27 protein-coding genes, 1 pseudogene and 1 riboswitch are annotated in these 26,497 nt (G+C 33.9%); of the genes and pseudogenes, 7 read left to right on the top strand and 21 right to left on the bottom strand.

Annotated elements, in window-relative coordinates:
• Positions 1-95: 95 nt before the first annotated feature.
• The 9 genes from ftsH to pth all read right to left on the bottom strand — a co-directional run bounded on the left by ftsH (position 96) and on the right by pth (position 11,297).
• Positions 96-2,195 (bottom strand): ATP-dependent zinc metalloprotease FtsH, encoded by a 2,100-nt coding sequence (gene ftsH, locus JNUCC83_RS10915; RefSeq protein WP_454460004.1) that lies wholly within the window; start codon positions 2,193-2,195, stop codon positions 96-98.
• Between the two features lie 80 nt (positions 2,196-2,275).
• Positions 2,276-2,821, bottom strand: coding sequence for a hypoxanthine phosphoribosyltransferase (hpt, locus tag JNUCC83_RS10910; protein WP_454460003.1), 546 nt, complete (start codon positions 2,819-2,821; stop codon positions 2,276-2,278).
• Between the two features lie 18 nt (positions 2,822-2,839).
• Complete coding sequence (gene tilS / locus JNUCC83_RS10905) at positions 2,840-4,234, bottom strand: tRNA lysidine(34) synthetase TilS (protein ID WP_454460002.1); 1,395 nt, start codon at positions 4,232-4,234, stop codon at positions 2,840-2,842.
• Between the two features lie 64 nt (positions 4,235-4,298).
• Positions 4,299-4,781, bottom strand: coding sequence for a S1 domain-containing RNA-binding protein (locus tag JNUCC83_RS10900; RefSeq protein ID WP_454460001.1), 483 nt, complete (start codon positions 4,779-4,781; stop codon positions 4,299-4,301).
• A gap of 69 nt (positions 4,782-4,850) precedes the next feature.
• Positions 4,851-5,234 carry an FtsB family cell division protein gene (locus JNUCC83_RS10895; RefSeq protein WP_454460000.1) on the bottom strand — a complete coding sequence of 128 codons (384 nt, stop codon included), beginning with the start codon at positions 5,232-5,234 and terminating at the stop codon, positions 4,851-4,853.
• A gap of 83 nt (positions 5,235-5,317) precedes the next feature.
• Positions 5,318-5,578: an RNA-binding S4 domain-containing protein gene (locus JNUCC83_RS10890; RefSeq protein WP_454459999.1), complete on the bottom strand. Its 261-nt coding sequence runs from the start codon at positions 5,576-5,578 to the stop codon at positions 5,318-5,320.
• 17 nt (positions 5,579-5,595) lie between these two features.
• Positions 5,596-7,170 (bottom strand): putative polysaccharide biosynthesis protein, encoded by a 1,575-nt coding sequence (locus tag JNUCC83_RS10885; protein WP_454459998.1) that lies wholly within the window; start codon positions 7,168-7,170, stop codon positions 5,596-5,598.
• Positions 7,163-10,690 (bottom strand): transcription-repair coupling factor, encoded by a 3,528-nt coding sequence (gene mfd / locus JNUCC83_RS10880; RefSeq protein WP_454461365.1) that lies wholly within the window; start codon positions 10,688-10,690, stop codon positions 7,163-7,165. Before mfd ends, JNUCC83_RS10885 begins: the two co-directional genes overlap by 8 nt.
• 37 nt (positions 10,691-10,727) lie before the next feature.
• Positions 10,728-11,297: an aminoacyl-tRNA hydrolase gene (gene pth, locus JNUCC83_RS10875; RefSeq protein WP_454459997.1), complete on the bottom strand. Its 570-nt coding sequence runs from the start codon at positions 11,295-11,297 to the stop codon at positions 10,728-10,730.
• 251 nt (positions 11,298-11,548) lie between these two features.
• On the opposite strand from pth, the gene JNUCC83_RS10870 reads away from it, so the two are divergent.
• The gene (locus tag JNUCC83_RS10870) at positions 11,549-12,502 is read left to right on the top strand and encodes an L-lactate dehydrogenase (RefSeq protein WP_454459996.1); all 954 of its coding nucleotides are present in this window, start codon (positions 11,549-11,551) and stop codon (positions 12,500-12,502) included.
• A gap of 141 nt (positions 12,503-12,643) precedes the next feature.
• Positions 12,644-14,017, top strand: a complete 1,374-nt coding sequence (locus tag JNUCC83_RS10865; RefSeq protein ID WP_454459995.1) for a L,D-transpeptidase family protein — start codon at positions 12,644-12,646, stop codon at positions 14,015-14,017.
• 69 nt (positions 14,018-14,086) lie between these two features.
• Here the strand turns inward: JNUCC83_RS10865 and JNUCC83_RS10860 are convergent, their stop codons facing one another.
• The gene (locus JNUCC83_RS10860) at positions 14,087-15,880 is read right to left on the bottom strand and encodes a DUF2264 domain-containing protein (protein WP_454459994.1); all 1,794 of its coding nucleotides are present in this window, start codon (positions 15,878-15,880) and stop codon (positions 14,087-14,089) included.
• A gap of 86 nt (positions 15,881-15,966) precedes the next feature.
• Entirely contained in the window at positions 15,967-16,566 is a 600-nt protein-coding gene (locus JNUCC83_RS10855; RefSeq protein ID WP_454459993.1) for a hypothetical protein, read from the bottom strand.
• 172 nt (positions 16,567-16,738) lie between these two features.
• Between JNUCC83_RS10855 and JNUCC83_RS10850 the strand changes: the two are divergent.
• Positions 16,739-17,796, top strand: a pseudogene (locus JNUCC83_RS10850) (IS30 family transposase).
• A 44-nt stretch (positions 17,797-17,840) separates the two neighbouring features.
• On the opposite strand, the gene JNUCC83_RS10845 reads toward JNUCC83_RS10850, so the two are convergent.
• Complete coding sequence (locus JNUCC83_RS10845) at positions 17,841-18,074, bottom strand: hypothetical protein (RefSeq protein WP_454459992.1); 234 nt, start codon at positions 18,072-18,074, stop codon at positions 17,841-17,843.
• Between the two features lie 162 nt (positions 18,075-18,236).
• On the opposite strand from JNUCC83_RS10845, the gene JNUCC83_RS10840 reads away from it, so the two are divergent.
• The gene (locus JNUCC83_RS10840; RefSeq protein ID WP_454459991.1) at positions 18,237-19,010 is read left to right on the top strand and encodes a class I SAM-dependent methyltransferase; all 774 of its coding nucleotides are present in this window, start codon (positions 18,237-18,239) and stop codon (positions 19,008-19,010) included.
• A gap of 7 nt (positions 19,011-19,017) precedes the next feature.
• Here JNUCC83_RS10840 and JNUCC83_RS10835 read toward each other — a convergent pair whose 3' ends face one another.
• Entirely contained in the window at positions 19,018-19,539 is a 522-nt protein-coding gene (locus JNUCC83_RS10835; protein WP_454459990.1) for a P-loop nucleotide/nucleoside kinase family protein, read from the bottom strand.
• Between the two features lie 66 nt (positions 19,540-19,605).
• Between JNUCC83_RS10835 and JNUCC83_RS10830 the strand changes: the two genes are divergently transcribed.
• Together JNUCC83_RS10830 and JNUCC83_RS10825 are read left to right on the top strand one after the other, a co-directional pair.
• A complete protein-coding gene (locus tag JNUCC83_RS10830) occupies positions 19,606-20,001 on the top strand; it encodes an HIT family protein (RefSeq protein ID WP_454459989.1) in 396 nt (131 codons plus the stop codon).
• A gap of 382 nt (positions 20,002-20,383) precedes the next feature.
• Positions 20,384-20,674, top strand: coding sequence for an antibiotic biosynthesis monooxygenase family protein (locus JNUCC83_RS10825; RefSeq protein WP_454459988.1), 291 nt, complete (start codon positions 20,384-20,386; stop codon positions 20,672-20,674).
• A gap of 57 nt (positions 20,675-20,731) precedes the next feature.
• Here the strand turns inward: JNUCC83_RS10825 and aac(6') are convergent, their stop codons facing one another.
• The 4 genes from aac(6') to JNUCC83_RS10805 form a co-directional block, all read right to left on the bottom strand.
• Positions 20,732-21,172 (bottom strand): aminoglycoside 6'-N-acetyltransferase, encoded by a 441-nt coding sequence (gene aac(6') / locus JNUCC83_RS10820; protein WP_454459987.1) that lies wholly within the window; start codon positions 21,170-21,172, stop codon positions 20,732-20,734.
• A gap of 25 nt (positions 21,173-21,197) precedes the next feature.
• Positions 21,198-21,575, bottom strand: a complete 378-nt coding sequence (locus JNUCC83_RS10815; RefSeq protein WP_454459986.1) for an ASCH domain-containing protein — start codon at positions 21,573-21,575, stop codon at positions 21,198-21,200.
• Positions 21,572-21,742: a hypothetical protein gene (locus JNUCC83_RS10810; protein ID WP_454459985.1), complete on the bottom strand. Its 171-nt coding sequence runs from the start codon at positions 21,740-21,742 to the stop codon at positions 21,572-21,574. The genes JNUCC83_RS10815 and JNUCC83_RS10810 overlap by 4 nt, the downstream gene beginning before the upstream one ends.
• Positions 21,743-21,924: 182 nt before the next feature.
• Positions 21,925-23,010, bottom strand: coding sequence for a serine hydrolase domain-containing protein (locus JNUCC83_RS10805; RefSeq protein WP_454459984.1), 1,086 nt, complete (start codon positions 23,008-23,010; stop codon positions 21,925-21,927).
• A 425-nt stretch (positions 23,011-23,435) separates the two neighbouring features.
• Here JNUCC83_RS10805 and JNUCC83_RS10800 point away from each other — a divergent pair, with 425 nt between their 5' ends.
• A complete protein-coding gene (locus tag JNUCC83_RS10800; RefSeq protein ID WP_454459983.1) occupies positions 23,436-23,603 on the top strand; it encodes a hypothetical protein in 168 nt (55 codons plus the stop codon).
• Positions 23,604-23,640: 37 nt separating this feature from the next.
• Here the strand turns inward: JNUCC83_RS10800 and JNUCC83_RS10795 are convergent, their stop codons facing one another.
• From JNUCC83_RS10795 to JNUCC83_RS10780, 4 genes are all read right to left on the bottom strand, one after another.
• A complete protein-coding gene (locus JNUCC83_RS10795) occupies positions 23,641-24,048 on the bottom strand; it encodes a GNAT family N-acetyltransferase (protein WP_454459982.1) in 408 nt (135 codons plus the stop codon).
• Between the two features lie 180 nt (positions 24,049-24,228).
• Positions 24,229-24,489, bottom strand: a complete 261-nt coding sequence (locus JNUCC83_RS10790; protein WP_454459981.1) for a chorismate mutase — start codon at positions 24,487-24,489, stop codon at positions 24,229-24,231.
• A 30-nt stretch (positions 24,490-24,519) separates the two neighbouring features.
• Complete coding sequence (locus JNUCC83_RS10785) at positions 24,520-25,194, bottom strand: NAD-dependent protein deacylase (RefSeq protein ID WP_454461364.1); 675 nt, start codon at positions 25,192-25,194, stop codon at positions 24,520-24,522.
• 44 nt (positions 25,195-25,238) lie between these two features.
• On the bottom strand, positions 25,239-26,147 hold the full coding sequence (locus tag JNUCC83_RS10780) for an EamA family transporter (RefSeq protein WP_454459980.1): 909 nt from the start codon (positions 26,145-26,147) through the stop codon (positions 25,239-25,241).
• 149 nt (positions 26,148-26,296) lie between these two features.
• Positions 26,297-26,472: riboswitch (Lysine riboswitch) on the top strand.
• Positions 26,473-26,497: the final 25 nt, after the last annotated feature.

Here is a 26,497-nt window from a genome sequence, read left to right as displayed (position 1 = left end):
TACTTTCTTTCTTTTTTCTTCCCAATTAAAAAGTGGGCTATACTTTCGTATATCCCACTTATCATAACGTATTTGATTAAATCTTAAAACTATTTTTACTCAGATTTGTCTTCTTTCACAGCGTCTTCATCTTCTTTAATTGATTGTGATAATTCTCTATCACGTTCTTTTAAATCTTGTTCTGCTTCTTTTTCTTCTTCATATTCGGCTTTTTGTTTTTCAGCATCTTTTCTTTCTAGTGCTTCTTTTACTTCTTCAAAAGAACCGTCTTTTTCACTTGGATACTCTTCAGCTTTATCATCATTTGGCATTTTACCTTCTTCAAACAATGATTTAATTTGTTTTGCATCAAGTGTTTCATATTTAAGAAGAGATTCTGCAATCAGTTTATGTTCATCACGATGAGCTTCGATAATTTCCACTGCTTTTTGATGAGCGCGATTTAAGATATTTCTTACCTCTTCATCGATTTGGAAAGCAATTTGTTCTGAGTAAGTTTTTGTTTGTCCATAATCACGACCAACAAATACTTGATGGTTTCCTTCATATTGTACAGGTCCTAAAGAGTCACTCATACCATATTCAGTCACCATTGAACGAGCTAAGTTAGTTGCTTGCTCAAAGTCATTACTTGCGCCAGTAGATTTCACACCAAAGATAATTTCTTCAGCAACACGTCCACCAAGCAACCCAACAATTTGTTCGAACATTTCATTTTGAGTCATTAAGAAACGATCTTCTTTTGGTAAAGCAATCATGTATCCGCCAGCACGTCCACGTGGAACGATTGTTACTTTATGGACAATTCTTGCATCACTTAACACTAAACCACAGATTGTATGCCCGGCTTCGTGGTAAGCAACCATTGAACGTTCTTTCTTACTAATCATGCGATCTTTCTTAGCTGGACCAGCAATCACTCTATCTTGTGCTTCGTCAATATCTGAAGCATCAATTTTCTTTTTATTACGTCTAGCAGCTACAAGAGCAGCTTCGTTTAATACGTTTTCTAAGTCTGCACCGGCAAAACCTGGTGTTTGTTGTGCCACGACTTTCAAATCAACATCGCTTGCTAAAGGTTTGTTACGAGAATGCACTCGTAAAATTTGTTCACGACCTTTAACATCTGGGGTTCCAACAAGAACTTGTCTATCAAAACGGCCTGGTCTAAGTAACGCAGGGTCTAAGACATCTGAACGGTTTGTTGCGGCAATAACGATAACTCCTTCATTCCCATTAAAACCATCCATCTCAACAAGCAATTGGTTAAGGGTTTGTTCACGCTCATCGTGCCCTCCACCCATACCAGCACCACGTTGACGTCCAACTGCATCAATCTCATCAATAAAGATAATAGCTGGCGCTGATTTTTTCGCTGTTTCAAACAAGTCACGTACACGACTCGCCCCAACACCGACAAACATTTCAACAAAGTCTGAACCTGAGATAGAGAAGAATGGCACGCCAGCTTCTCCGGCAACAGCTTTTGCTAATAATGTTTTACCAGTTCCAGGAGGTCCTTCTAGTAACACACCGGCAGGAATTCTCGCACCTAGTTCCACAAAACGACGCGGATCTTTTAAGAATTCAACCACTTCAACTAATTCTTGTTTTTCTTCTTCAGCACCTGCTACGTCAGAAAAACGAACATTGATTGATTTTTTATCGGCTTCTTTGGTTTTTGTTTTACCAAAGTTCATCACGCGTCCATTTCCGCCACCTTGACCACCTTGTCCCATCATCATATAGAAGAGGAACACCATTAATAATACAGGTAAGAAACTAAATAATAACGACACCCAAACACTATTGTTTGATTGTTCTTTTACTACAAATTTAGCCCCTACTTTATTAGCTGTTTCACTAATGTTAGCAATTGTTGCATCGTTAGGTAAGACAGATGTTGTAAATCGTTTTGATTTTACTTTTGTTTTACCAAAAACGGGTAAGCCACCTGAATCAGTGATTTTTTGTTCTTCACGATACTCACCTGTAATTTTGTAAACACCATTTGAAGGTTGCACTGTGAAATCTTTTACTTGATCATCTTTTAATTGTTGATAGAACGTTGAATAATTTATAGTTGGAGATTGATCGCTTCCTTGTCCAAAGAAGAAGTATACTATTGTAATCATTGATAAAAATACAATAATATAATAAAGCGAGTTACGCATCCCTGAATTCTTTTTATTCATACATGTCCTCCTTCTCTATATTAAGTTTTTAGTTTGTAATCATTCCTAAGAAATCATTGTAACATTAAACGTTCGAAAAATTAAGCATTTTCGTATATTTCTGGTTTAAGGACCCCAATATACGGCAGATTACGATAATCCTCAGCATAATCCAAACCATATCCCACAACAAATTCATTTGGCACTTCAAAACCAACATAGTCAGCAGCCATGTCAACCACTCGACCTTCTGGTTTATCAAGCATTGTTACAATTTTTACTGAAGCTGCTTTACGATGTTTTAATAAATCTACTAAGTACTTAAGAGTACGTCCACTATCAATGATATCTTCCACTAAGATAATATGACGGCCTTCAACGACTGTACTTAAGTCTTTTAAGATACGTACTTCACCAGATGATACGGTGGCATTTCCATAACTTGACACATCCATAAAGTCCATTTCCATATGAATTGGCATCGCGCGCACTAAATCAGATAAAAAAGGAACAGCTCCTTTTAAAATACCAACTACTAAAGGAAATTTATCTTGGTATTCTCGACTGATTTCTTCACCTAAAACGGCAACACGTTCTTTAATTTGTTGTTCTGAATAAAATGTTTTTTCGATATCTTTTTCTAACATTGGGTTCTCCTTCCAAACTTACTCATCCACTTGATATAAATAGACAAGCTTATACTGTATTTTATCAGTTTCATGCTGAATACTCAAATAACTTTCTCTAAATGGTAAAAGCCACAAAAGATACCCTTTTTCATCGAAAACAAGCCAACTTAACTCACGTAATTTCATAGGTATTTTTTCATCAATAAAATAACGTGAGACTTTCTTAGTCTGACCTTTACGATTATATACGAATTTATCGCCATCTTCACGTTTTCTGACTCGAATGGTATGATTTTTACCATGCGTGTAGGTAACCTCTTTACATCCCCATGACTCTAACTCTTTTGGTATATCTTCTTTCCCTGATTCAAAAAAACCAAGCCACTGTTTTTTAGACAGAAATATCCCTTGATTTTTATCAAGTTTAGCACTACCTATTCGCTTCTCGTTTTGAGAAATTTGATAAAACTTAATCGTATCATAGCTTTTATCGACTACCCAATTATTTGGTAGATGAAGTAAGATATTCGGTTTATCACTCGCCATCACTTGTTGAACTTGAACCAAATGCTCATATCCAAGAATAAGTTTGTTTGTTTCTTGAACTTTCGCTAGCAAACAACGAATTACCTCAGATTGTACTGCTAAATTGTGTTTTTTTAACGAAAGATAATCCACTTGCCATGTATTATTTTCATAAGAGACAACGGAGTCAACCAATGGTGACATAAACTCATTAATAATTATTGCTTGTTGGTTGATTTCTTGTGCCAAACGTAGGACACCTTCACCTATATTAGGATTCTCACTCTCAAGCATGGGGCGAATGGTGTGTCTGATACGATTGCGCAAATAATTATCGGAAAAATTACTACTATCTTCATAATAAGGTATATTCTTTTTCCTCGCGTATAAATAAATCTCTTTTTTAGAAAAACTTAATAACGGACGTATCACGACATTATCATTTAACGCTCGCTCGCTTTCAATTCCTTCAAGTGTTCGCAATTGACTGCCTTGTATGAATCGCATCAGTATCGTTTCTATGTTGTCATCTTTATGATGAGCTGTGAGTAGCATGGTACTATTGGTCTCTTGCATAATTTTATTGAAAAAAAGATAGCGATACTCTCTTGCTTCTTGTTCAACATTTTTTTTGATGGTCTTCCCTTTAGACCAAACACCGACATATACAGGCAATCCACGTTCACTAGCATATTCTTCAATAAACGCTTGTTCTTCTGCAGATTCGTCGCGTAATTGGTGGTTGATATGGGCTATATGTATAATTGGCCTGTCTTGTTTTGGTAATTGACACAACAAGTCCAGAAGTACCATCGAATCGACTCCACCTGATACACCAATGACCAGTCGTGTGTTACTAGTTATGTTGCGCTGTGATGTGATCAGTTGGTGAAACTTTTTATACATAGAAATCCCCCTAATTTACGCTATAAAAAAAGGATAAGAGAACTCTCTTACCCTTCTAAACTTTTTAGTTACGACGTCCACCACGTCCACCGCGTTTTCCTTCGGTGCTTCGTTTTAATGTACTTAATCTATCATCACTATCTTTTAAGAAATTGCTCATTAGTGAGTCAAAATTTTCTTTTTGTGGAGTAGCTACTGCTGCAGGTTTACGATTGCCCCTACCGCGGTCATTGCTTCTATTGTTATTACGATCAGACTGGTAGTTATTTGATGAACGTTTGTATTCTTTTCTCTCACGTTGTGGTCGTTCTTCTTCATTAGCACGTTTAATAGATAAACCTATTTTGCCATCGTCTCCCACACTCATCACTTTCACTTCAACTTCGTCATTAACTTTTAGTACATCGTTAATGTCTTTAACAAAACTATTAGAAACCTCGCTAATATGTACTAAACCTGTTTTTCCTTCACCTAAATCTACAAACGCTCCAAAATTAGTAATACCTGACACTTTACCAGATAACTTTGTCCCCACTTCGATTGACATAAAAAAAATTTTCCTCCTTGAATCCTCTTTATATGTTATTTTTTTATATTTATTAAGTTGCCACTGATTTTACTTTGCACCACTTAAATCAGGGATGCTATATACTTGTTCGCCTTCTTTAGAGTAGAAATATTTTGCACGTGCTACTTTTTCAACGTACTCTGGATCTTTTAAAAGTTTTACTTCATCTTCCAACTCTTTTTTTTCAGATTTCACCTGAGCATACTCTTTTTTTACTTCAGTGTGATTTTCTTGTAGCGATAACAGATGTTGTCCATTGCGAAATAAGTTAATGCCCATAAAAGTAAACAAACCAAAAGCTAATACGAACATCAAAGTTAATCTACGACGTTTATAAATCATTTGTTTTTGTTCACGTTGGTGTTTAGCCATCGTTGATGTGGATATTTCTTCGCTAGTCTCAAGGCTTAATAATGGTTTTTTCTCACTCATGATACGCTAGACTCCATTTCTGTTTATACTTGTGTTCATTATACCAACTAGATTCACCAATGTCTAATACTTATCGTTGGTTTCTAGTCTTGATTTTTTGTCTCACTAATAATCTCGTATAAATCTTTTGCTTCATCTTTTTTAGTTGTATCTTTTAAATCCAACACTTTAACTTCTAATGTTTTATTACCAAACATAATAGTAATAACATCACCTATTTTAACAGTAGTAGAAGACTTAGCTAGTTTTTGATTCACTTGAATTCGACCCTTATCAGCAATTTCTTTAGCAATCGTCCGACGTTTAATAATTCTAGAAATCTTTAAAAATTTATCTAATCTCATAGTAACCTCCAATTTTATTAATAAAAATGTTTATATATTTTTTGACCAAATGGTAACATAGCCCACTCATCATAACTAAATAATTTTAATTTCACAATACTTATTAGATAGATAACCATCCCGATCAACACACCAATGAGCGTTAAAAGAAATGTCACGCCTCGATGTGCCATATCATTGTAACCCAAACAAGTATAGCGGTATATAGAAATAATAACACTCATAAATAGCAAACTCACTATTAATTTTATAGCAAATGTCGCGCCCACCGAGAGTTTAAAACCTCGCCTCAACAAGTAATGATGTAATACAAATAAACATCCGAGTAATCCTAAAAGTGTACTCAAACTTGAGCCTATCGTACCAAAGTAATAAGTCAATCCTGGCGTTAACACACTTTTTAACAGTACACCAAATAATGCGGCCACAAATTGATAATGCACTCGATTTTGACTTTGATAAATGGTTTGATAGGTTTGAATCATTGAGGCAACACTCACTGATAACACAAAGATAGATAATGTATTTACTCCGTCATTATTACTAAATAATGTGACATTGATAAATGGAATCAAAAGAGATAACCCTATCCCGGCTGCCATAGAAATAGCCAATGATACCTTTAGGTAAGACGTGACCATGGATTCATACTCATCTCGTACTTTATTTTTATAATAATGGGTTAACGTGGGCATGAACGTTGCTGTCATAGATACAGCAACGACTAATCCCAACTGCACTAAAGGTTGTCCTCTATCAAAAACTCCTTTAGCTATTTTCGCTGATAAATCTGGCATTCCGGAGAATACCAAATATTTTTTTATCGTAAATGAATCTATTAATTGAAAAATAACTAGATAGGCACTAAAAAAACATAATGTGCCACCTTCTAAAATAAGTCGCTTCAAAAAACCTATTTGTCGGTCTTTTTTTCTAGGAAAATAAATAAACGTTAACTGTTTTTTTCTTGCATAATACATCAACACAACAATCGCACATATTCCACCAATAATCGCGCCAGATGTCGCAATGCTTCCAACTTCATACACAGTCAATGTTTGACTATAAAATAACCAACCTGCTAGCAATATAATCACGACTCTAATGCCTTGCTCTACTAATTGTGACGTCGCGGTAGGCACCATATTCATCTCACCTTGGAAATAACCTCTAAAAGTAGATAAAAATGGCACTAATAAAAAGACAATCGATACCACACGTATCAATGGCGCTAATTCTTTGTCACCCATCATTATCGCAATGATAGGTGCACCAATGAATAAGCCAATAAATAAACCTATAGAAAGTATACTAACATAATAAAAGAATTGATTCATTAATCGTTTCTGCTCGATTGGTGACTCCTCGCTAGCCAATATTTTTGATAAAAATACCGGCATACCAGACAAAGATAACGTCATCGCAATCCCATAAATTGGGTAAACTTGTTGATAGACATAAAATCCTTCATCACCAACTAAGTTTTGAAATGGTACTCTATAAATAGCACTAAGAATTTTAACAATAAATGATGTCAACGTTAATATTAGCGTTCCTTTAAGTACAGTCTTTTCTGCTTTTAATTTATCCATCGACATCATCCTGCGTCTCTTTTTTTTCATATCTTTCTTGTCGTAAAGCTTCAACAAAAACAGATATTTCATGTAACCAAGTTGCAACAGACATGTCTTTCACCAATTTTAAAGTGACCGCCAAATGCTCATCTGTACTAATTTCGGCTTTTAGCGTTGTCTTCGATAAAGCTTTAAACAACTGCTCTATCGTATAAGCAGATGTTCCTTCTTTGCTTAACTCAATGTAAATTGACTGTTTTTTCTTTTGTATTTTATTGATTAATGCAAAATCGGCATTCATTTTTACCAGACCGACTGTTAATAAATTTGCTACTTCATCTGGATATTCACCAAATCGGTCAAGTAAATCGGATTCCAACTCATCATACATCTCTTGACTATCCAACTGTCTAATACGCTTATACATTTCGATTTTTTGGCGTTCATCTTCTATATAGTCGCTCGGAATATATGCGTCAATTCCCAAGTCAATCTCTGTGACTGTTTTTGTTTCTTGTTTATCAACGCCACGTTTGCGGTTAACAGCTTCATTCAACATATGAGTATACATATCAAAACCAACCGAATCAATAAAGCCATGTTGTTGTGCGCCTAATAAATTCCCTGCTCCACGAATGGACAAGTCACGCATCGCGATTTTAAATCCAGAACCTAGTTCGGTAAAGTCTTTAATCGCTTGAAGTCGCTTTTCACTAACTTCATTTAATATCTTCTGTGGTTCATACATAAAGTACGCATATGCCACTCGGTTGCTTCGACCCACACGCCCTCTTAATTGATACAACTGAGAAAGTCCCATATGATCAGCATTTTCAACAAACAGCGTATTTACATTAGGAATATCCACGCCTGTTTCAATAATCGTGGTCGTCACTAAAATATCATATTCACCATTAATAAATTCCATCAAGGCATTTTCTAATTGTACTTCTGTCATCTGCCCATGAGCATAAGAAATACGTGCGTCAGGTAATAACATTTTTAACTCATCGACTTTTTGTTCAATAGTATCCACTCGGTTATATAAGTAAAAAATTTGTCCACCTCGAGCGATTTCGCGCTCGCAAGCTTCTCTAATCGCCCCTGGATTTTTTTCCATAACGTATGTTTGAACAGGGTAACGATTAGCTGGTGGGGTTTCAATAACCGACAGATCCCTAACACCAAGCATTGACATATGCAATGTTCTCGGAATAGGTGTAGCTGTTAGTGTCAAGACATCAACTTGTGCACGTAATTGTTTTAAGCGCTCTTTGTGTTTCACACCAAAACGCTGTTCCTCATCAATAATAAGAAGCCCTAAATCCATGAATTCTAAATCTTTTGATAAAATTCGATGTGTTCCAACAATGATATCAACCTGACCTTTTTTCAATTGAGAAATCGTTTCTTCTTGTTGTTTTTTCGTTCTAAAACGACTCATTAGCCCAATAGTCACTGGGAAGTTTTTAAATCGGTCAAGCATTGTTTCATAGTGTTGTTGCGCCAAAATCGTTGTTGGTACTAAAAATGCGACCTGTTTTCCATCCTTGACAGCTTTAAACGCTGCACGTAATGCGACTTCTGTTTTACCGTATCCTACATCGCCCACAAGTAAACGATCCATTGGCCGTTTCTTCTCCATGTCATGCTTGATTTCTTGGATACTACGTAATTGGTCATCTGTCTCAGAGTAAGGAAACGCATTGTCAAATTCACGTTGGTAATCATCATCTGGTGAAAAAGCATAACCTACTTCAGCTTCTCTTGCTGCATAAAGCTGAATCAAATCATCCGCAATATCCTCTACTTTAGCCGATACTTTTTTCTTTGTCTTTGTCCACTCACTACCACCTAATTTATTAATACGTGGTGCCTTAGACTCAGAAGCAACATATTTTTGAATCAAATCAAGCTGTGTCACTGGAATAAATAACTTATCATTATTTTGATATAGGATGGTCATATAATCTTGATGCGTTCCCCCACTTAAAAGTGTTTCCATCCCAATATATTTACCAATCCCGTGATTGGCGTGAACCACGTAATCTCCAGGACTTAATTCGTTATAACTTTTAAGTCGTTCTGCATTAGAAATAGTCTGCTTACGTGCTTGACGTTTAGTTCGTGTGTGGAGAATCTCTTTTTCAACCACAACAACTAGATTATCTTGAGGTAACTCAAAGCCTGACTCTAATAGGCCGACTTGGATTTGTGCTTGCCCCTCTATAATATTTTTACTATTACTGACAACAGCGGAAATACCAGCATCAATAAATAAACGTTCGACAGTTTGACTCCGTTCATCATTTTCGACCAATACAACCACGGTCTGTTTTTGCTTAGCCCAACGATCCATCTCTGCCTTTAATAATGGGAGTTGACCGAAAAATTGTTGCATTGACCGATACTCAAACGGGTAAACAGCTGAAAAACGTAAATTGCCCATTCCTTTTTGAAATAACGAAAAGAACGTCCGATGTTGTGGCATTCTTTTCATTATTTGACGAAAATCGCCACCTAGCGTTCGATTTTCAAAAATTGGGTTATCTTCTAATTTAATTGTCAGCCACTCTGCTTCTTCTCTTAAAATTTCTTTTTCTGTATCAATCATTCGACTATAATCATCAAATAACACAAAATCATCCACCGACAAATAATCACTTAAATGATACTTTTCATCATAAATCACATCAATATACTGACTAATATCTTCCGTTGGGTGTCCGTTTTCCCACTCGCCTACTGTAAAATTTTTATAAGCTGTAAGTTGACCTTTTTTTTCAGCATCTTTAACAGATTCTATTTTATTACCTAATGTTTCATCTAACACTTTAGATGCTTTATAAAGATCTTCCTTTGTAACAATCTGGTCCATCGCTGGAGGAATCGTTATCTGTTCAACATCAGATAACGATCTTTGTGTTTGTGCGTCAAATAGTCTAAGTGAATCGACTTCATCATCAAATAAATCAATACGCACAGGATAATCACTAGTCAAAGGATAGATATCAATAATGCTCCCTCGGATACTAAATTCTCCAGGCTTGCCTATCATTTGTTCACGAACATATCCCAACGATACCAAACGTTCTGGTAACGTTTCTAAATCAATCGTCCCTCCAACTTCAACAGATAACATACTATCTTTCCAGTTATTAGGTGACGGTAAAAATCGCCTTAGACCAGCTAATGGTGTCACTAAAATACCGGGTTCATCATTCGTTAAAAAGACCAAACTATTGATTCTTTCAGCTAATGCTTCTGGGGATGAAAAAGACATCTCTACAGCCGCTACTTCATCAACTGGAAAGAAATGCAAATAAGACTCGTCAACGATATGTTGCAAGTCATCCATTAATTTCGTACCATAATATAAATTAGGTGTTACTATCATTATTTTTTTATTTTTTTTCAAAAGAGTTGACATCACAAGTGTCTTTGCTGACCCTGCCAAGCCAGTAATCAATTGTGAGTGTTGTTCATCACTTGCCTGATACCACTCATTCACCTGATTATCTCGCTCAATAACTGTCATTAGTCCTTGGTTGAGGTACATATACTCCTAGACCTCCTTATTTTTTACCATTATATTGGTTCATTGTATCAACAAAAGAGTGACCTTGGGCCCAATAGAGACTGGCTTCAGATGCTAATTTTACAGCCGATAACATTTCTTCATGTGTGTTCTTAGGAAAATTACCTAACACATGGGCAATCACTTCCTCACCACGCGCTGGACGGTCAATCCCGATACGTATTCGGTTAAATTCTTGCGTTCCTATATGAGCAATCAAACTTTTAATTCCATTGTGACCACCCGCACTGCCTTTTTGACGCAATCTAATTTTTCCAACAGGTAAATCTAAATCATCATAAATCACTACGACATCTTCTGGTGACACATTATAATAGGTCATCAAAGGACCCACACTACGACCTGATTCATTCATAAACGTTTGAGGTTTCACTAACATAATTTTTTCACCATTTGAAAAAAAATCTGCCGTATCCGCTTCAAATTGAGAGTTGTTAAATGTAATATTTTCTTGATAGGCAATCTCGTCTAATGCAATAAATCCAATATTGTGTCTAGTTGTACGATATTTTGCTCCTGGATTACCTAATCCAACAATTAATTTCATAATATATTCTCCTATAACATCAAAAAACACGGGTTAGAGCACACGTGTTTCATCATTGTATTTAAAAAATAAAATGTTCTCAATTAGTATACCATATCTTTTTATTTTCTATAAATAAGAAACTATTAAGACTTTTAATTAACGTTTGATTAATAGACTGTTTTTTATTAAGTGACCTTTTTCATAGGGTTTTTCATAATTTGGTGGTATAATTTGTATTGGAGTAAATTAAAAAAACAAGGAGCGATTACATGAAACACTCAACTATTGATCATCAAAAAATTATTGTTGTCGGCAATGGAGCCGTTGGTTCAAGCTATATTTTCGCCTTAGTGACACAAAATATCGCACAAGAAATTGGTATTATCGATATCGATGTAAATAAAGCAGAAGGTGATGCCCTTGATTTATCTCACGCTTTAGCTTTTACTTCACCAAAAAAAATATATGCAGCTACTTACGCTGACTGTAAAGATGCAGACATTGTTGTTATTACAGCAGGGGCTGCTCAAAAACCTGGTGAAACTCGTCTTGACTTAGTCAATAAAAATTTAAAAATTTTCAAATCGATTGTTGATGACATTGTGGCATCAGGATTTGACGGTATTTTCTTGATTGCAACTAACCCAGTTGATATTTTAACTTATGCTACATGGAAATTTTCAGGATTTCCAAAACATAAAGTAATTGGTAGTGGAACATCTCTTGATTCTGCTCGTTTTAGACAAACCATCGCAGAATTAGTTGACGTGGATGCCAGAAACGTCCACGGCTACATTTTGGGAGAGCATGGAGATACTGAATTTCCTGTGTGGTCACATGCTAATATTGCTGGATTACAAATTTATGAATGGGTATCAGACCATCCTGAAATTGATGAAGAAGAACTTGTGAATATTTTCTTCAAAGTTCGTGATGCCGCCTATACTATTATTGATAAAAAAGGGGCGACATTCTATGGGATTGCCGTTGCACTTGCACGTATCACAAAAGCCATTCTTTATGATGAAAATGCTATCTTACCACTTTCTGTTTACTTAGATGGCCAATATGGTTTAAATGACATTTATATTGGAGCTCCTGCTGTAGTTAATCGACAAGGGATTAGTCATGTCATTGAACTCCCATTAACAGATGCCGAGCAAGAAAAATTTGACTTATCCGCTGAACGTCTACAACAAGTATTGGACGAAGCTTTTAAATAAACCAAAAATGAAAGACTGGAGATAATTTTCTAGTCTTTCTTTCTTTTTACATAAACAGACAATTAGAAAGCACTTATATTGTTTTTAGTAAGGAATATGTTACAATAATATTACAATTTCTATTATGGGAAGGGGCTTCATATGAAACGAAAGTCGTGGCTATTAGTACCATTAGTTCTAGTACTAATTATTGTGAGTATTTATTCTTACTTTGCAATTATCTATCAAAATAAATTTTTACCCAATACAACAATAGGTCAAATAGATGTGAGTCAATTATCAAAAAAAGAAGCTATCAAAAAAATTGAAGACAACGTGCATCAAGACTCCTTTGTTGTATTAGACAGTAACAAGGAATGGAAAACAATTCCTAAACAACAGTTAGGAATCACGTTTGATGTTAACAAAACTGTAGATAGCTCATGGTCTAAACAAAATCCCTGGTTATGGTTTATGAACTATATCAACCAACCTAAAAACGTTCCAATCATTATGACGGATTACAATAAAGAGGCTTTAGCTAAACAAGCAAGTGACTTAAAAACAGCTGTGACAGATTTCAATAAAGAGCGTACTCCAACAAAAAACGCAATGATTGAGATGAAAGATGGTACTTTCCAGATAACCAATGAAGTAGCTGGTAATACAATCGATGTCGACAAGTTTATTTCAGCGTTTGAGTCACATGTTAAAGATGGTGAAAGTTCAATAGAGCTCGAATCTTATGTCCAAAAGCCTACTGTTCTAGCAACTGACTCAAAATTAAAGAAAGAGTTAGATGATATTAATAAGCTCACTGAAGTAAGTGCTACTTATCTTATTAATGGGCAAGAAATAGCTATTCCAAAAGAAACGATAGCTAGCTGGTTAACGACAAATGACAAAGGCGATGTTGATTTAAAACAAGACCTTGTAAAAGAATATGTCACACAACTTGGACAACAATATAATACCAGTACCAATCCTACAAAATTTAATAGTACTAAACGTGGAGAAGTCTCTGTACCAGCTGGAACATACAGTTGGACGATTGCAACAGATAGCGAAACCGAACAATTAACTGAATTAATCTTATCTGGAAAAGGATTTACAAAACGTGTGCCTGCATATCAGGGTAGCACAACTCCTGAAACAGCTCTACTGTCAAATACCTATATTGAAGTTGATTTACAAGAGCAACATATGTGGTATTACAAAGACGGCAAAGTCGTATTAGATACTCCTATCATTTCAGGAAAACCAAGTACTCCAACTCCTGCAGGTGTTTTCTATGTTTGGAATAAAAAACGTGATGAAACACTCCGTGGTGAAGATTACGCAAGTCCTGTTGATTACTGGATGCCTATCGATTGGACGGGTGTGGGGATACACGATTCACCATGGCAAAATGCTAACGCATATGGTGGCACGTCTTACACTACCGTGGGATCTCACGGCTGTATCAATACCCCCCCTGATGTATGTGCTAAACTGTTTAATATGATTGACGTTGGTGTTCCCGTCGTTGTGTTTTAATTAAAACTAAATCCCACCTGAATGTTTATAATTAACATTCAGGTGGGTTATTTTATGTTTAATACGACTCTACAACTTAACCTCTTTTTGATTGTCTCCATGTATCACTGCTACTGTGCTATCACTTACCTTTACAAGTGGTTGATGTAACCACTCTTCATCCTGTATGGCAATCCCGCCAACAAGACTAATCAAACGATGTTTTCCAACAGATAGGTTTGCTCGACTTGATGGATGCCCACTACTTTTAAAAAACAAGCTAGTACTTGGTTCGTTAATCGTATATTCCATATCATCAAAACCTTCTAATGGTACTAAAATACTTGTACCAATATTAGAGTCACAAATAATTTTATCTTTCTCTTCCACTAAACACGTTTTTTCAATTGGTGTGGCAAAACCACCTTCTCGGACAACCAACTCTCGTTTAGTTTCTATTTCATGTACCCTGACATGCCAGCCATTCATTGGGATAATTAGCGTAGAAATACTGACATCTTTCCATGGTTTCCAACTACTTCTCACATAATCATCTGTTATATCAAATGATTCAGATTTAAATTTTGTTCGATAGTAGCTATCATCTTCTGACAAAGCCAAACAATTGTCAAAGCCTCCTTGATGATAAAACAGGTGACTTTTTGGTACACTAAAACCAAATACTGTTGAATAAACAAATTTACTATATTTTGCTTCAACATGAGCTTGATTTGGCTCGAATTGTCCCATAACAAACGACTGTACCTGGTTTGGTGACGTTTGAATCAACATTTGTGCTTCTCGAATTAAATACTCTCTATTGTTAGATTGTTTATTGATAGCTTTACTTTTCCAAAACGGATGATTGTCATCAACTGCTAATAATAAAAATGTTTTAAATGCCCAGTAAGGAGAGCCTGCTCCATTGTATCCCTCAGCCATCACTAAATTTTCATAGTGATAACCTATTGTTAAGCGACCATCTCTTAAAAAGATATCATGTTCACACCATTTAGTCAGATTTCGCTCGATTATCCCTCGAATTTCACCCCAAGGCAATGCTTCAATATCTGCAAATACTAAGGCTGACCAGAAGGCACTTTGGGCAAACCGATAAGTCAAACTTCGACCAAAAGGAATCGCCTCACCATTTGCGTCAAACCAATACTGAAAGCTTTGCGCAAATTTTATGGCTCGTTTTTTAAATAATTCCACTCGATTTTTATCATCATCTACCATAAATTTACAATAAATTAATGAATAATAATGAAATGCAAATGAAATATAATAATCCATTTGGGTTGGACGTCCATCACAATACCATCCATTACCTATATAAAACTCTTCAATTTTTTTAAAATCTTCTTCAATCATTTCTTGACTAAATTCTCTACCTAGTTTTTTTAAACAGACATTCACTAATATTCTAAAGAATAGCCAATTATTTTTCGGTGTCTTTCGACTATTAACAGTGTTTAACCAATTAAAAACATTGTCTTGTTCTTGCTGTGATAATTTTTCCCAAAGCCCTGGATTTAGTAATAAAAATGTGCATAAGGAGGCCATTTCTACGATAAGCTGATCATAATTTTTAGGAGTCCCCCAGTAGCTTTTGCTATTTGGATCCGTCCCTGCGCGTAATCCATCCAATACAATACCGATTAATTTATCATCTGGATTATGAACAATTAGAGGTCCTATGCCCCAAAGTACTCTTAAAAACCCTTCAATTTCTCTTGTGCTTTCAGAATATACCGTCCCACTTGTCCCTTTTCCTATTAATAATTTTCCAGGAATATCTTTATCATAATATGCCGATAACGGTTGAATCATTTTGTATAAAGAAGCAATATAATCTTGCCTAGTTTTAAAAGAATATACCATTTTCACACCTCTTTAGTTTTCAATTAATTAACTTAGGTCGCATTAATTCAAATAATACTATAAATTAATAGATTCCGAGTATAACTTTATGCACAAATCATTGCTAGATACTTTTCAACTAACAAACTTCCTTCTCCCTCGCTTAGTATCATAAGTTCTCTAAAAGAATATCCGTCGTCTAACATTTTTCCAACTAAAATCCATCCTATATAGTAAGCCTCACGTTCATACCCAGTATTTCCTTTTCCCATAGTATATTTATACAATATTTCTGTATCATTCTCATGTATATCTGGGATTACGCCACTAATAATATTATTACGATAGCGGACAATTTTTTCATACCATCCATTTTGGTGTGACACATACTTACTATCCATATATCCTGGTACCATTTTTTCACTCATTCGAAGATCCAGGCCTTCTTGCAGTATAAGAAATGAAAGAGATTGCTCATACGAAAATGAAGTATTCGATAATTTAGAATGATAGATGTGTGTTAATTCATGATAGAGCTGTATTCTTTGAAATTCTTCATCACTATTGTTCTCAATCGGTAAACATACACATAGCTTTCCATTAACATCAGTCGTAACAAAGGGGTTATCTTCAAAAAAGCCAACAAAATAAACAATTTTAATATCCATTATACAATCTGTATGCAGTTTGTTATGTAACGCCAACATACACGTTATGATAATCTCTTCAGTGCTGTTAAATTCTTTTAGTTGGTTTTCAATTTTTAAATATTGGTTAATTGTAGAATCAAGTTAGCCACCCTAAAATAATAAAAAAACACCATGGTAAAAATTCATGTATCATTGAAGTATCTACCCAACAACGAAAGGAATTTTTATCATGGCGCAAATTCAGAATACCACACAAAAATTGACTTATAAACATCTTTCCTTTGAAGAAAGACAACTTATTGAAGTTTGGCATAATAGAGGTGATTCTAATAGAGCAATCGGTAAACGATTAGGTCGACACCATCAAACAATAAACAATGAGCTAAAACGTGGTACAACAACGCAAATCAAAGAAAATAAAAAGCCTAGACAACTCTATTTTGCTGAGACAGGACAAGCTAAATATATAGAAAATAGAAAGCGTTGTGGTGCTAATTCTAAGCTAGCCAGTGCTGTTGACTTTATTAATTATGCCTGTAAACAGATTATTGATTTTAATTGGTCACCAGATGCAATTGTTGGTTTTATCAAGTCCGTGAGGACTTGGAATACACCTACTGTCTCCACTAAGACACTCTATAATTATATTGATAGTGGCTTTTTACCTATTAGAAACCATCATCTCAAGATGAAGATCAGACTCTCACCTAAAAAGAAAAGAAGCCGTAAGCATAAAAAAGAACTAGGAAAATCGATTGATGAACGACCAAGTACAGTTGATGATAGAAAAAACTTTGGTCATTGGGAAATAGATAGCGTTATTGGTTCAAAATCTAAAGATGATAATGCTATACTTACTCTTGTTGAAAGAAAAACGCGTTACATGATCACTGTTGTTTTAGATGATCATACAGAAGAGTCTGTTTGTTATACTGTTAATCGATTAAAATCTGAGTTCGGACAAGTTAATTTTAGCAAGATTTTCAATCAATTACAGCTGATAATGGTAGTGAATTTAGCTCGCTTCATGATACTCTACAACAAATAACGGATGTCTATTTTGCTCATCCTTATTCTTCTTGGGAACGAGGTACAAATGAAAGACATAATGGTTTATTAAGACAATTTATTCCGAAAGGAACTCCAATCTGCAACTACTCAAAACAATTCATTCAACTGGCTACTGAAAAAATTAATCTTTTACCACGTAAAATCTTAAATTATAGACAACCAGCTACATTATTTTTAGAAGAAATTCAAAAGCTTAAAATCAAAACATGTTGGTAAGGATGGGTTTTAATAGAATAACACAAAAAATTAGATGTTTTTACCTAGGTGGCTAACTTAATATTGCAATTTAGAATTTTTAAATATTTTTGATACACACGAACAAAATCTAATTTTGCTTGTACTAAGGCTTCTTCAGTCGGAGGAATCGCAGCAAAATTATACTCCGTTTTCCATAGTTCCCATTTACCATCCATTGTTTGTATCTTTTTTGATTTTTCAAGAAACGTAACAAACTTCGGAACTAAATTAACTAATTCAATAGTGCTGTTCACCATAGGCCATCCTCCTCACTAAGCTACCATTTAATAATAAATATTTTTATCCTATCTTTTCTGTTATAATACCATTAATTGAACATAAGGGAAATTTATTCACAGGGTGTATTATAAACGGTTATCCACTACTAGTAAAAACTAACATATTAAGGAGTATGCAATATGACTATTATTGATCACAATGAAAAAGCATGGGATAAACAAGTTGAAAATCATACCAAATACACGTTAGCAGTCTCTGAAGAAATTATAAAAAAAGCTAGAATTGGTGATTGGTCTATTACGATTACTTATCATAAACCAATTCCTAGAAGTTGGTTTCCTAACAACTTAAAAGGTGTTAATATTCTCTGTTTAGCATCAGGGGGTGGTCAACAAGCCCCTGTATTGGCTGCAGCAGGAGCAGATGTAACAGTTGTCGATATCTCTGAAAAACAGCTTGAACAAGATCGAATGATTGCAAAAAGAGATTGTTTGAATCTGACTATTAAAAAAGCGAACATGACAGACTTATCAATGTTTCCTCATGATTCCTTCGACATGATTATAAATCCCGTATCTAACCTTTTCATAAAAGATTTGGATCCTCTGTGGAAAGAATGTCATAGAATTTTAAGAAAAGGAGGAACACTAATTACCGGCTTTACAAATCCAGTACTGTTCATCTTTGATGACAAAGAAGATAAAAAGGGAAACTTAGTAGTCAAGAATAAAATACCTTATTCAACTTTAGATACCTTAACTAAATCCGAAATAGTCGATTTTATGAAATCATCTGATACGATTGAATTTGGACATACCCTTGAGTCTCAAATCCAAGGGCAATTTAATCATGGGTTTGTTATGAATGGTTTTTATGAAGATGACTTTAATGGCACTAGACCTTTAGATGCCTATTTAAAGTGCTTTATTGTCACAAAGTCTGTCAAAATATAGAGACAATCTAGTTTTTTATATAATGCACAACGTCCATAACATATGAATCAATTGGCTGGGATGTATCAACAATAATAAAGTTACCATTAGGCGGACGTTTACTTCCTAACATCGCTTTATAAAAGATACTATATGATTTGTATTCAACTATTTGACTTATTTTTGAATCTCGTGATTTTAGTCTATGTGTTATGTCGTTAAAATTTTTATTACTACATTCTATATACTTATATGTAGCATGATACTTTTTTGATAACGCCAGCCCTTTTTCAACTATCTCATCATATAAGCAAGGGCTATCAAATATGACATTTTTATTTTGTGAAAGGAGATTTTCGAGCAATATCCAGTCAATATGATAAGAGGCTTTCCCTATACCTGAAGTAAACCATTGATTATCTACTGTTTCCATTAGGGCTGTTTTAGTAACATCGTGATCTACTATTACAACATCTAAATAGTTCGCTATAGTATTTGATAAAGTAGATTTCCCTGAACCTGGTACACCTGACATTTGAATAAAAAACATGATAAATTCCTCCAAATAAATCTTAATTATTTTTACTTCTATGCATACTGAAAAGGAGAGGTTGTTGTGAATAATTGCCTATTTTGTCATAATATAAATAAAAATAACATTCTCACTGAAAATGAACATTTTTTTATCATCCTAGATATTGATCCCATACAACAAGGGCACATACTCATCATCTCAAAAAAACACTATACTGATATTAGAGAAATACCTAATGAGATACTCTCTGACTTATTTACTATTGAAAAAGAAATCCTTACCATTCTTGAAACTCATTTTAATATTTTGGGTACGAGCATCATTCAAAACAATGGGGGTGCAATGGACAAAGGAACCCACTTTCATATACATCTAATACCAAGATACACAGATGATAACTTTTGGGAAAATCAACAAGTTGTACAGAAAAGTATAGATATACCTTTATTAAAAATTCTTATCGCCACAAAAAAATAAAAAATAGAACGTTCTTTATTAATCGAGCTAGCATATTATTTTCCTCGTAGTAATCTAACAATATAGTGATAACTTTTTCCACATTAGTGGGTATATACGAGAACAATTTCCCGTTCATGGTAAACGCAATGTAGCTCTACACTAGTTACATATTGTAAAAAATCTGTTCCTTTTATAGGTTCTTCAGGTGTTGATATAATAAAATTTACAATTCATTTACCTACTTATTCAATTAAGGTAATCAATATTGAACTCAAATTTATTTTTCCATGCATGTTCTTCTCTCTAACATTTTTTCATTATTATACTATATAATATACCTAACTAAAAAATTAACGTTGTAATTTGGTCTTATGTCATAATTTAAAAAGGAGGATTTTTTATGAGTTTTACGGTTAACATCTTGTATTCTGGACAAAATGGAAATGCTAGGCGTTTTGCTGAAGATATGGTTAATGAGGGCATTGTCGAAAAAATTAGAAAACAACCTGGAAATGAAAGATATGAGTATTATTTCCCTATGGATGATGAAGAGTCTGTTCTATTGATTGATAGATGGTCTAATCAAGAAGCATTAGATAGACATCATAAATCGGATATGATGAAACAAATTGCTCAATTACGAGAAAAGTATCATTTAAAAATGTCTGTAGAAAAATTTGCAGATTTATAATTATCATTTGACTAAGAGAAACCATACAAAATACTGTTATACTTTGTATGGTTTCTCTTAGTTTAAATACTTTTTGTAGCATATAATCCTGTTAACTTCTGTAAAGCCACTTGCTTGATGAAATTGATAGCTTTCAAGGTTGTTTAAGTCTGAATCACTCGCAAATTCATAACACCCTTTCTCTTTTATCCATGCTTCACACACGAGTAGTAATTGTTTAGCTAGCCCTTGCTTTCGAAACTGCTCTTCTACAAAGATACCTTCTAGATAACCAACAGGACTAGAGCGTGTTCCCTCTACATAATCATATCTTAATTGACAGTGAGCAAACCCAACTATTTTGGCTTTTATGTAAATTAGAAAAATAACCGCATTATCTTTATTAATTATTTCTTGGTACTCTTTTTCCAGTTCTTTTCTAGAATGACTTTCCCACAGTAAACTTGTTATATCAATCACATCTTTTATGTTATGGTGTGTCGCTTGAATAATTTTCAATTATAAGAACCTCCATCTGTATGATTTATAAGATTATTTTTTCAAAATATACACATTCTAACAACGTCTCTCTTGTTAATTTTTTGTCATATTTTTCTAATAAAAATGAGTAGTAACGTGTATGAATATCTAGCCAATTATGAAATGTTCCATCTCCTTCAGCTTTTGCAAATTCACCAGTCACTTTGCCAAATTTTACTACCTCAACAGATACCACTCGAACTGTACAAAGGTGTTTATCTAATCCGTTATTTATTTCCCATATATCATCTATACGAGTTAGTTCCCTTTCTGTTTTTAGTTCAAATAAAGAAGACGTTGCTGTTTTTTCTCCTATTAAAACAAGCGCTGCTAACTCATTTTGTTCCTCTATCGTCCCACCAAATTTTACTTTACTTTTCATCCTTTCATCCATTTTCGATACCTGGTATATCGATCAATAGTCATTTCAACAATTAAACTTGCATTTTCTAGAACAATCGAGATAACTACATAAAACAGAGAAACTACCCCAATAATTGAGGTAGAATTTGTTATTAATTGAATCACACTGCTTGTTCTTTTTTCCACTACTTTTTCCTCCTTCTCATGAGCGATAATCTTAACCTCTTTCTGTTTAAGAATCGTTAAATAAAATGATAACTAAAAAAGGAATCCTAACGATTAATGCCACATACATAATAATGGGATTATTTTTAAACAAAGTTGCAAAAAATCACTAACCTTCAATCATGAAGATTAGTGATTTTTTTCTATTCATCAAACGCTCTTTGATAAATATCTGATGCTAAATCTGATAAACTGTCAATTTCACTTCCATTACTAATCAATATAACCATTTTGTCACCAGAGTTATCTAGTAAGACTGAAGATTTATAATTTCCTAGACTACCATTCGTTTGTAATAATTCTTCATTCCCCCAGAAAGAGGCACTATAATCAGGGTCGCTTTGTACTAATTCAGTAAATTGTTCTTTAGTTATTAGCGTTCCATTAGTTAAACCCTCTATAAAATCAACTAAATCTGTCGCCGTCATCAATACATTTCCTGCACCGATTAAGCTAGAATAAAGAGGTTTTGAATTCATGAAATCATCTGTTCCAATGGTGTAGTCTCCAAGTAAAATAGAACTATTGTATGCTTGAGCAACTTTATCATCTGCTACATTATCCCAAAAGAATGTCTGAGATAATTTTAATGGCATAATGATTTCTTTTGTAAATAGCTCTTCATAACTTTCATTATAGACTGTTGATAAAATACCTGCTAGTAGCGAATAATTAGCATTAGTATAATTAAACGTCGCCTCTCCCGTACTTTCAAGATTGTCTAAGACATAATCAATCTGTTCTTGTTGAGTGGTTAAGACTTTATCCGGAGCTGTTTCATCCATTAAAATACCCGATGTTTGATCTAATAATTCCCGAATAGTAATCTCATCACTATATGCTATATCTGGGTAAAAATCTGATAAAACAGTATCATATTTTAAATGCCCATCCGACACAGATTTTGCTACCAAAACTGCTGTCATCATCTTTTGTAGCGAAGCAACTGGAAACAATGTATCTAGCGTGTTAGAGGTCCCAGCTTCATAGTTGCTATAACCATAAGCAGAAGATGATAAAACTTTTCCATTTTCAACCACCATAGCCACGCCATTATAATTTTCATCGGAAAAGTAGTTATCTAAACTAACTGATAGCTCTTCCTTATCTCCAGCTGCCAATACTTCATCTTTTGTTACATAATGTCTAAAATAATAATTTAAACCTAAAAGTATGACGGATGCTGCAAGCACTGTTAGCGATATTCTTTTTATTATGTTTTTTTTCACTAGTACTAACCTCCTTTATAACAATAACTGTTCCTTACATTGCTACATTATAAATACCTATCCTTAAACTAACCTTAATTTTATGAAAACTCTCGTATTTTTTTATGCTAATTTAGCACATAATTAGTCTAGTGTCATTTCATTAACTCGTGACAAAAATGATTCAATGAACAAACAACTTATCATGCATCATTTTTCCAAAGAGCTGATGCAGAAGAAAAGCTTATCTATTTTAATAATAGCACGTATTTTTATTTTTTTTCTATAGATAAGTCTTACGAATCTTGTTAAAAAATATGTATAATTTGACTAGTACTAGTCATACAACCTTTACCCTAACTACTCAAATCGTATGTTGACAAAAAAATAGTCAAAAAATATAATAGTCAATATAATAAAACGTGCATTAAAAAAGGGAGGATGACATGAAAACAATCATTAATTATGTCATTATCGGACTGATTATAGGTTGGTTCATCTATATATTTTATGACTTATATACAAAATTCCATCAGAATATCTTTTTAGGTCTTGGGCAATTAACTTTTTTAATTATTTTATCGTTAATTATCATATATAAAAAGAAAAAATAAGTCTATTTGCTTAAACAAACAGACTTAAATGAATCAATTAATATTCTTTATAAAAAGCAACTGCTCTTCCTTTATCACAAGATACAAAACCAAAACTTTCATAAAACCCTCTTACATTTGGCGCATCCTCTGTTAGAAGCACTTTTTGTCTTACCTTTTGATATTTTTCCAATACGCCATTCATTAATGTTGTTCCAATTTTTTGGTTCTGAAAATCAGGGTGCACTAAGATATCTTGTATATATAAAATCGTGTACCCATCACCAATGACTCTGATTAAGCCAACTAATTGGTCTTTATACCAAGCGCTTGCCACATAAAGGGAGTGAGCCATTGCTTTTTCCAAGCATGTTAAATCTTGCGTATAAGCTACCCATCCAACACTACCATACAATGATTTTAGCTGTTCTTGTGCTATATGACTATCATTTTTATATTCTATCATCTTCTGACCTCCTAATTTATTTTTCTAATTAAGAGTCTAACTTCAAACGATTATTCATTAGGGAATCCCCTCTCAGATGTTTTGTTTATTATATTATATCATGAAAGTAAAAAACAGGACTATCTCTTTAAATAAATCTCTAATAAAAAAACCCTCCAGATCATTTCTGAAGGATTACCTTTATTGTTTACTGTTCTGATAGTCTTTTGAAACCATCATCATTTGATTAAATGTTTCAACAATGGCATCAGCATAATCACTATTTGACACCATGCCACGGATTTTTTCTAACACCATCTCTTCTCTTGTTGTATCAAAAATAGGAAGATGGTTTTCTTTTTTTATCTGGGCAATATTTGACACACAATCATATCTTTCTTCTAACAGTGAAACGATTTGCTCATCGATTTCATCAATACGTTGTCGATCCCTACTTAACATTCTATCTCCTCACTTTGTATAAAAGTTAGATTACATGTTAGAAAAAAATTTTTCTCCTTTTTCCTGCACTAAAAGATGTGGAACTGTTAAAGAAATCGGCTCATTGTTAACGACAATCACCTGACTATTAGGTTTACGGTAATTAATTAATCCACTAAACGGGTATACTTGGAAAGTTGTTCCAACAATACACACCACATCAGCTTTAGATAGCCATGAAATAGACGTTTCAATATTAGATTCAGACAGTCTTTCTTCGTACAACACCACATTTGGACGAATAATTCCACCACACTCTTTATGGTACATACTTTGCATATAATCTGAAACAGAAACTGATTGACCACATTTTTGACAATAACAATCATACAAACTTCCATGAAATGACACCACATTTGGACTACCTGCTTTGATGTGTAAATCATCGATGTTTTGTGTCACAATCCCTATTTGTTTCGTTTGGCTCATTTCTGCCATTTTTTTATGAATCACATTAGGTTTTGCGTTTGGATGGTATAATTGTTTGACAAATTGATAAAAAACATCCGGCTCGCGTTTTAAACAAGTATGACTTAGCAAATACTCAGGATTATCAACTCCATGATATACCCCTGTCATAGAACGATAATCTGGAATCTCCGATGCTGTTGATACACCGGCACCTGTCATAAACACAATGTTTTCCGCCTGATTTAATATCTTCATTGCTTGCTCTTCCACATCAATCACTCCCTATTTATATTATGACATTATTCGTCAAAAAAACCTAATACAACTACAGAAATAATAATAGCAAATATCATAATGTACTGTTTTTTTGTCAATTTTTCTTTTAAAAATATACGTGACCACAAGACTGAAACAATACTATACGAAGCAATCATTGGTGCGACAACAATGGAATGACTTGCAATCGCTCCAATATAGAAAAATTGTCCAAATGTCTCAAATAAGGCGGCTAAATCTTTATATTTTTCATGAAAAATATTAATTTTCTCACCCTTAACACCTCTTAAATAAGCCCACATTAATAATCCGACAATCAAAAAAGTAAATTCATAACTCATATTGGCTTGGTTTTCAGGTAAAATTTTGGCATAATCCAAGTAATAACCATCCAAAAATGTTCCTAACCCATCAATGACACAATACAGGATAGGAAAAATAATTGCCAAAGCACTTTTTCGGTATTTATTATCAACTTTACTCCCTGATAACTCTAATTCATGATCTGCTTCTTGCTTTTCATAGACAGATAACATAAAAATAGCCACTGAAATCACTGCAACAGCAATAAACTGAATCCACACCATCTTTGCGCCTAAAACAAGAAACATCAACAACGCCGATACTGCCCCAGATGAATTACTAATGGGAGAAGACACACTCAACTCTATATAGCGTAGCCCTACATAACCGATTGCCATCGACAAAATATACATTGAGGATACCGGTAGATAAATCAATAAATTTTTCCATTCAAAACTCACACCCAAGTACAAATAATAATAGAAAAATGCATGTAACCCCATCACTAAACCAACTATAACGACTGTTTTCTGTGCGCTATATTTATCCTTTTCATTGTTTCCTAATTTATAAAACAAATCAGCTGTTCCCCACGCAAAAACAGCTACCAACGCTGATATAAACCACATACTTTTCTAGCTCCCTTAATTTTGATTCGTACTTGTTTAAAAATAACTAATTGAGGTGACTTGGTCAATTAAAATTTTGGAAAAACTCATGACTTTTTGAAAAAGGTATGATATAGTATTAGACATATTGAGAAAAAATAACTGAATATTATAAATCTAGAGGTTGCAATCTATCAATAACATTAGTCGAGTAGAGGAATACATTGACACTAATGCATAGGGATGATTGCCGAAATATGGTGTAGTTCCTCACTCTACCATGTTGGGTCTATAGTGAATAACTATAGGACTGTCTTAGTTCATACTAAGATGCGCTATGATTAGATAACATACTGTTAATCTGAATTCAT

Source organism: Vagococcus sp. JNUCC 83, from assembly GCF_053667615.1.
Note: the sequence above shows the minus strand (reverse complement) of the source record. Positions and strands in the feature narration are given on the sequence as shown.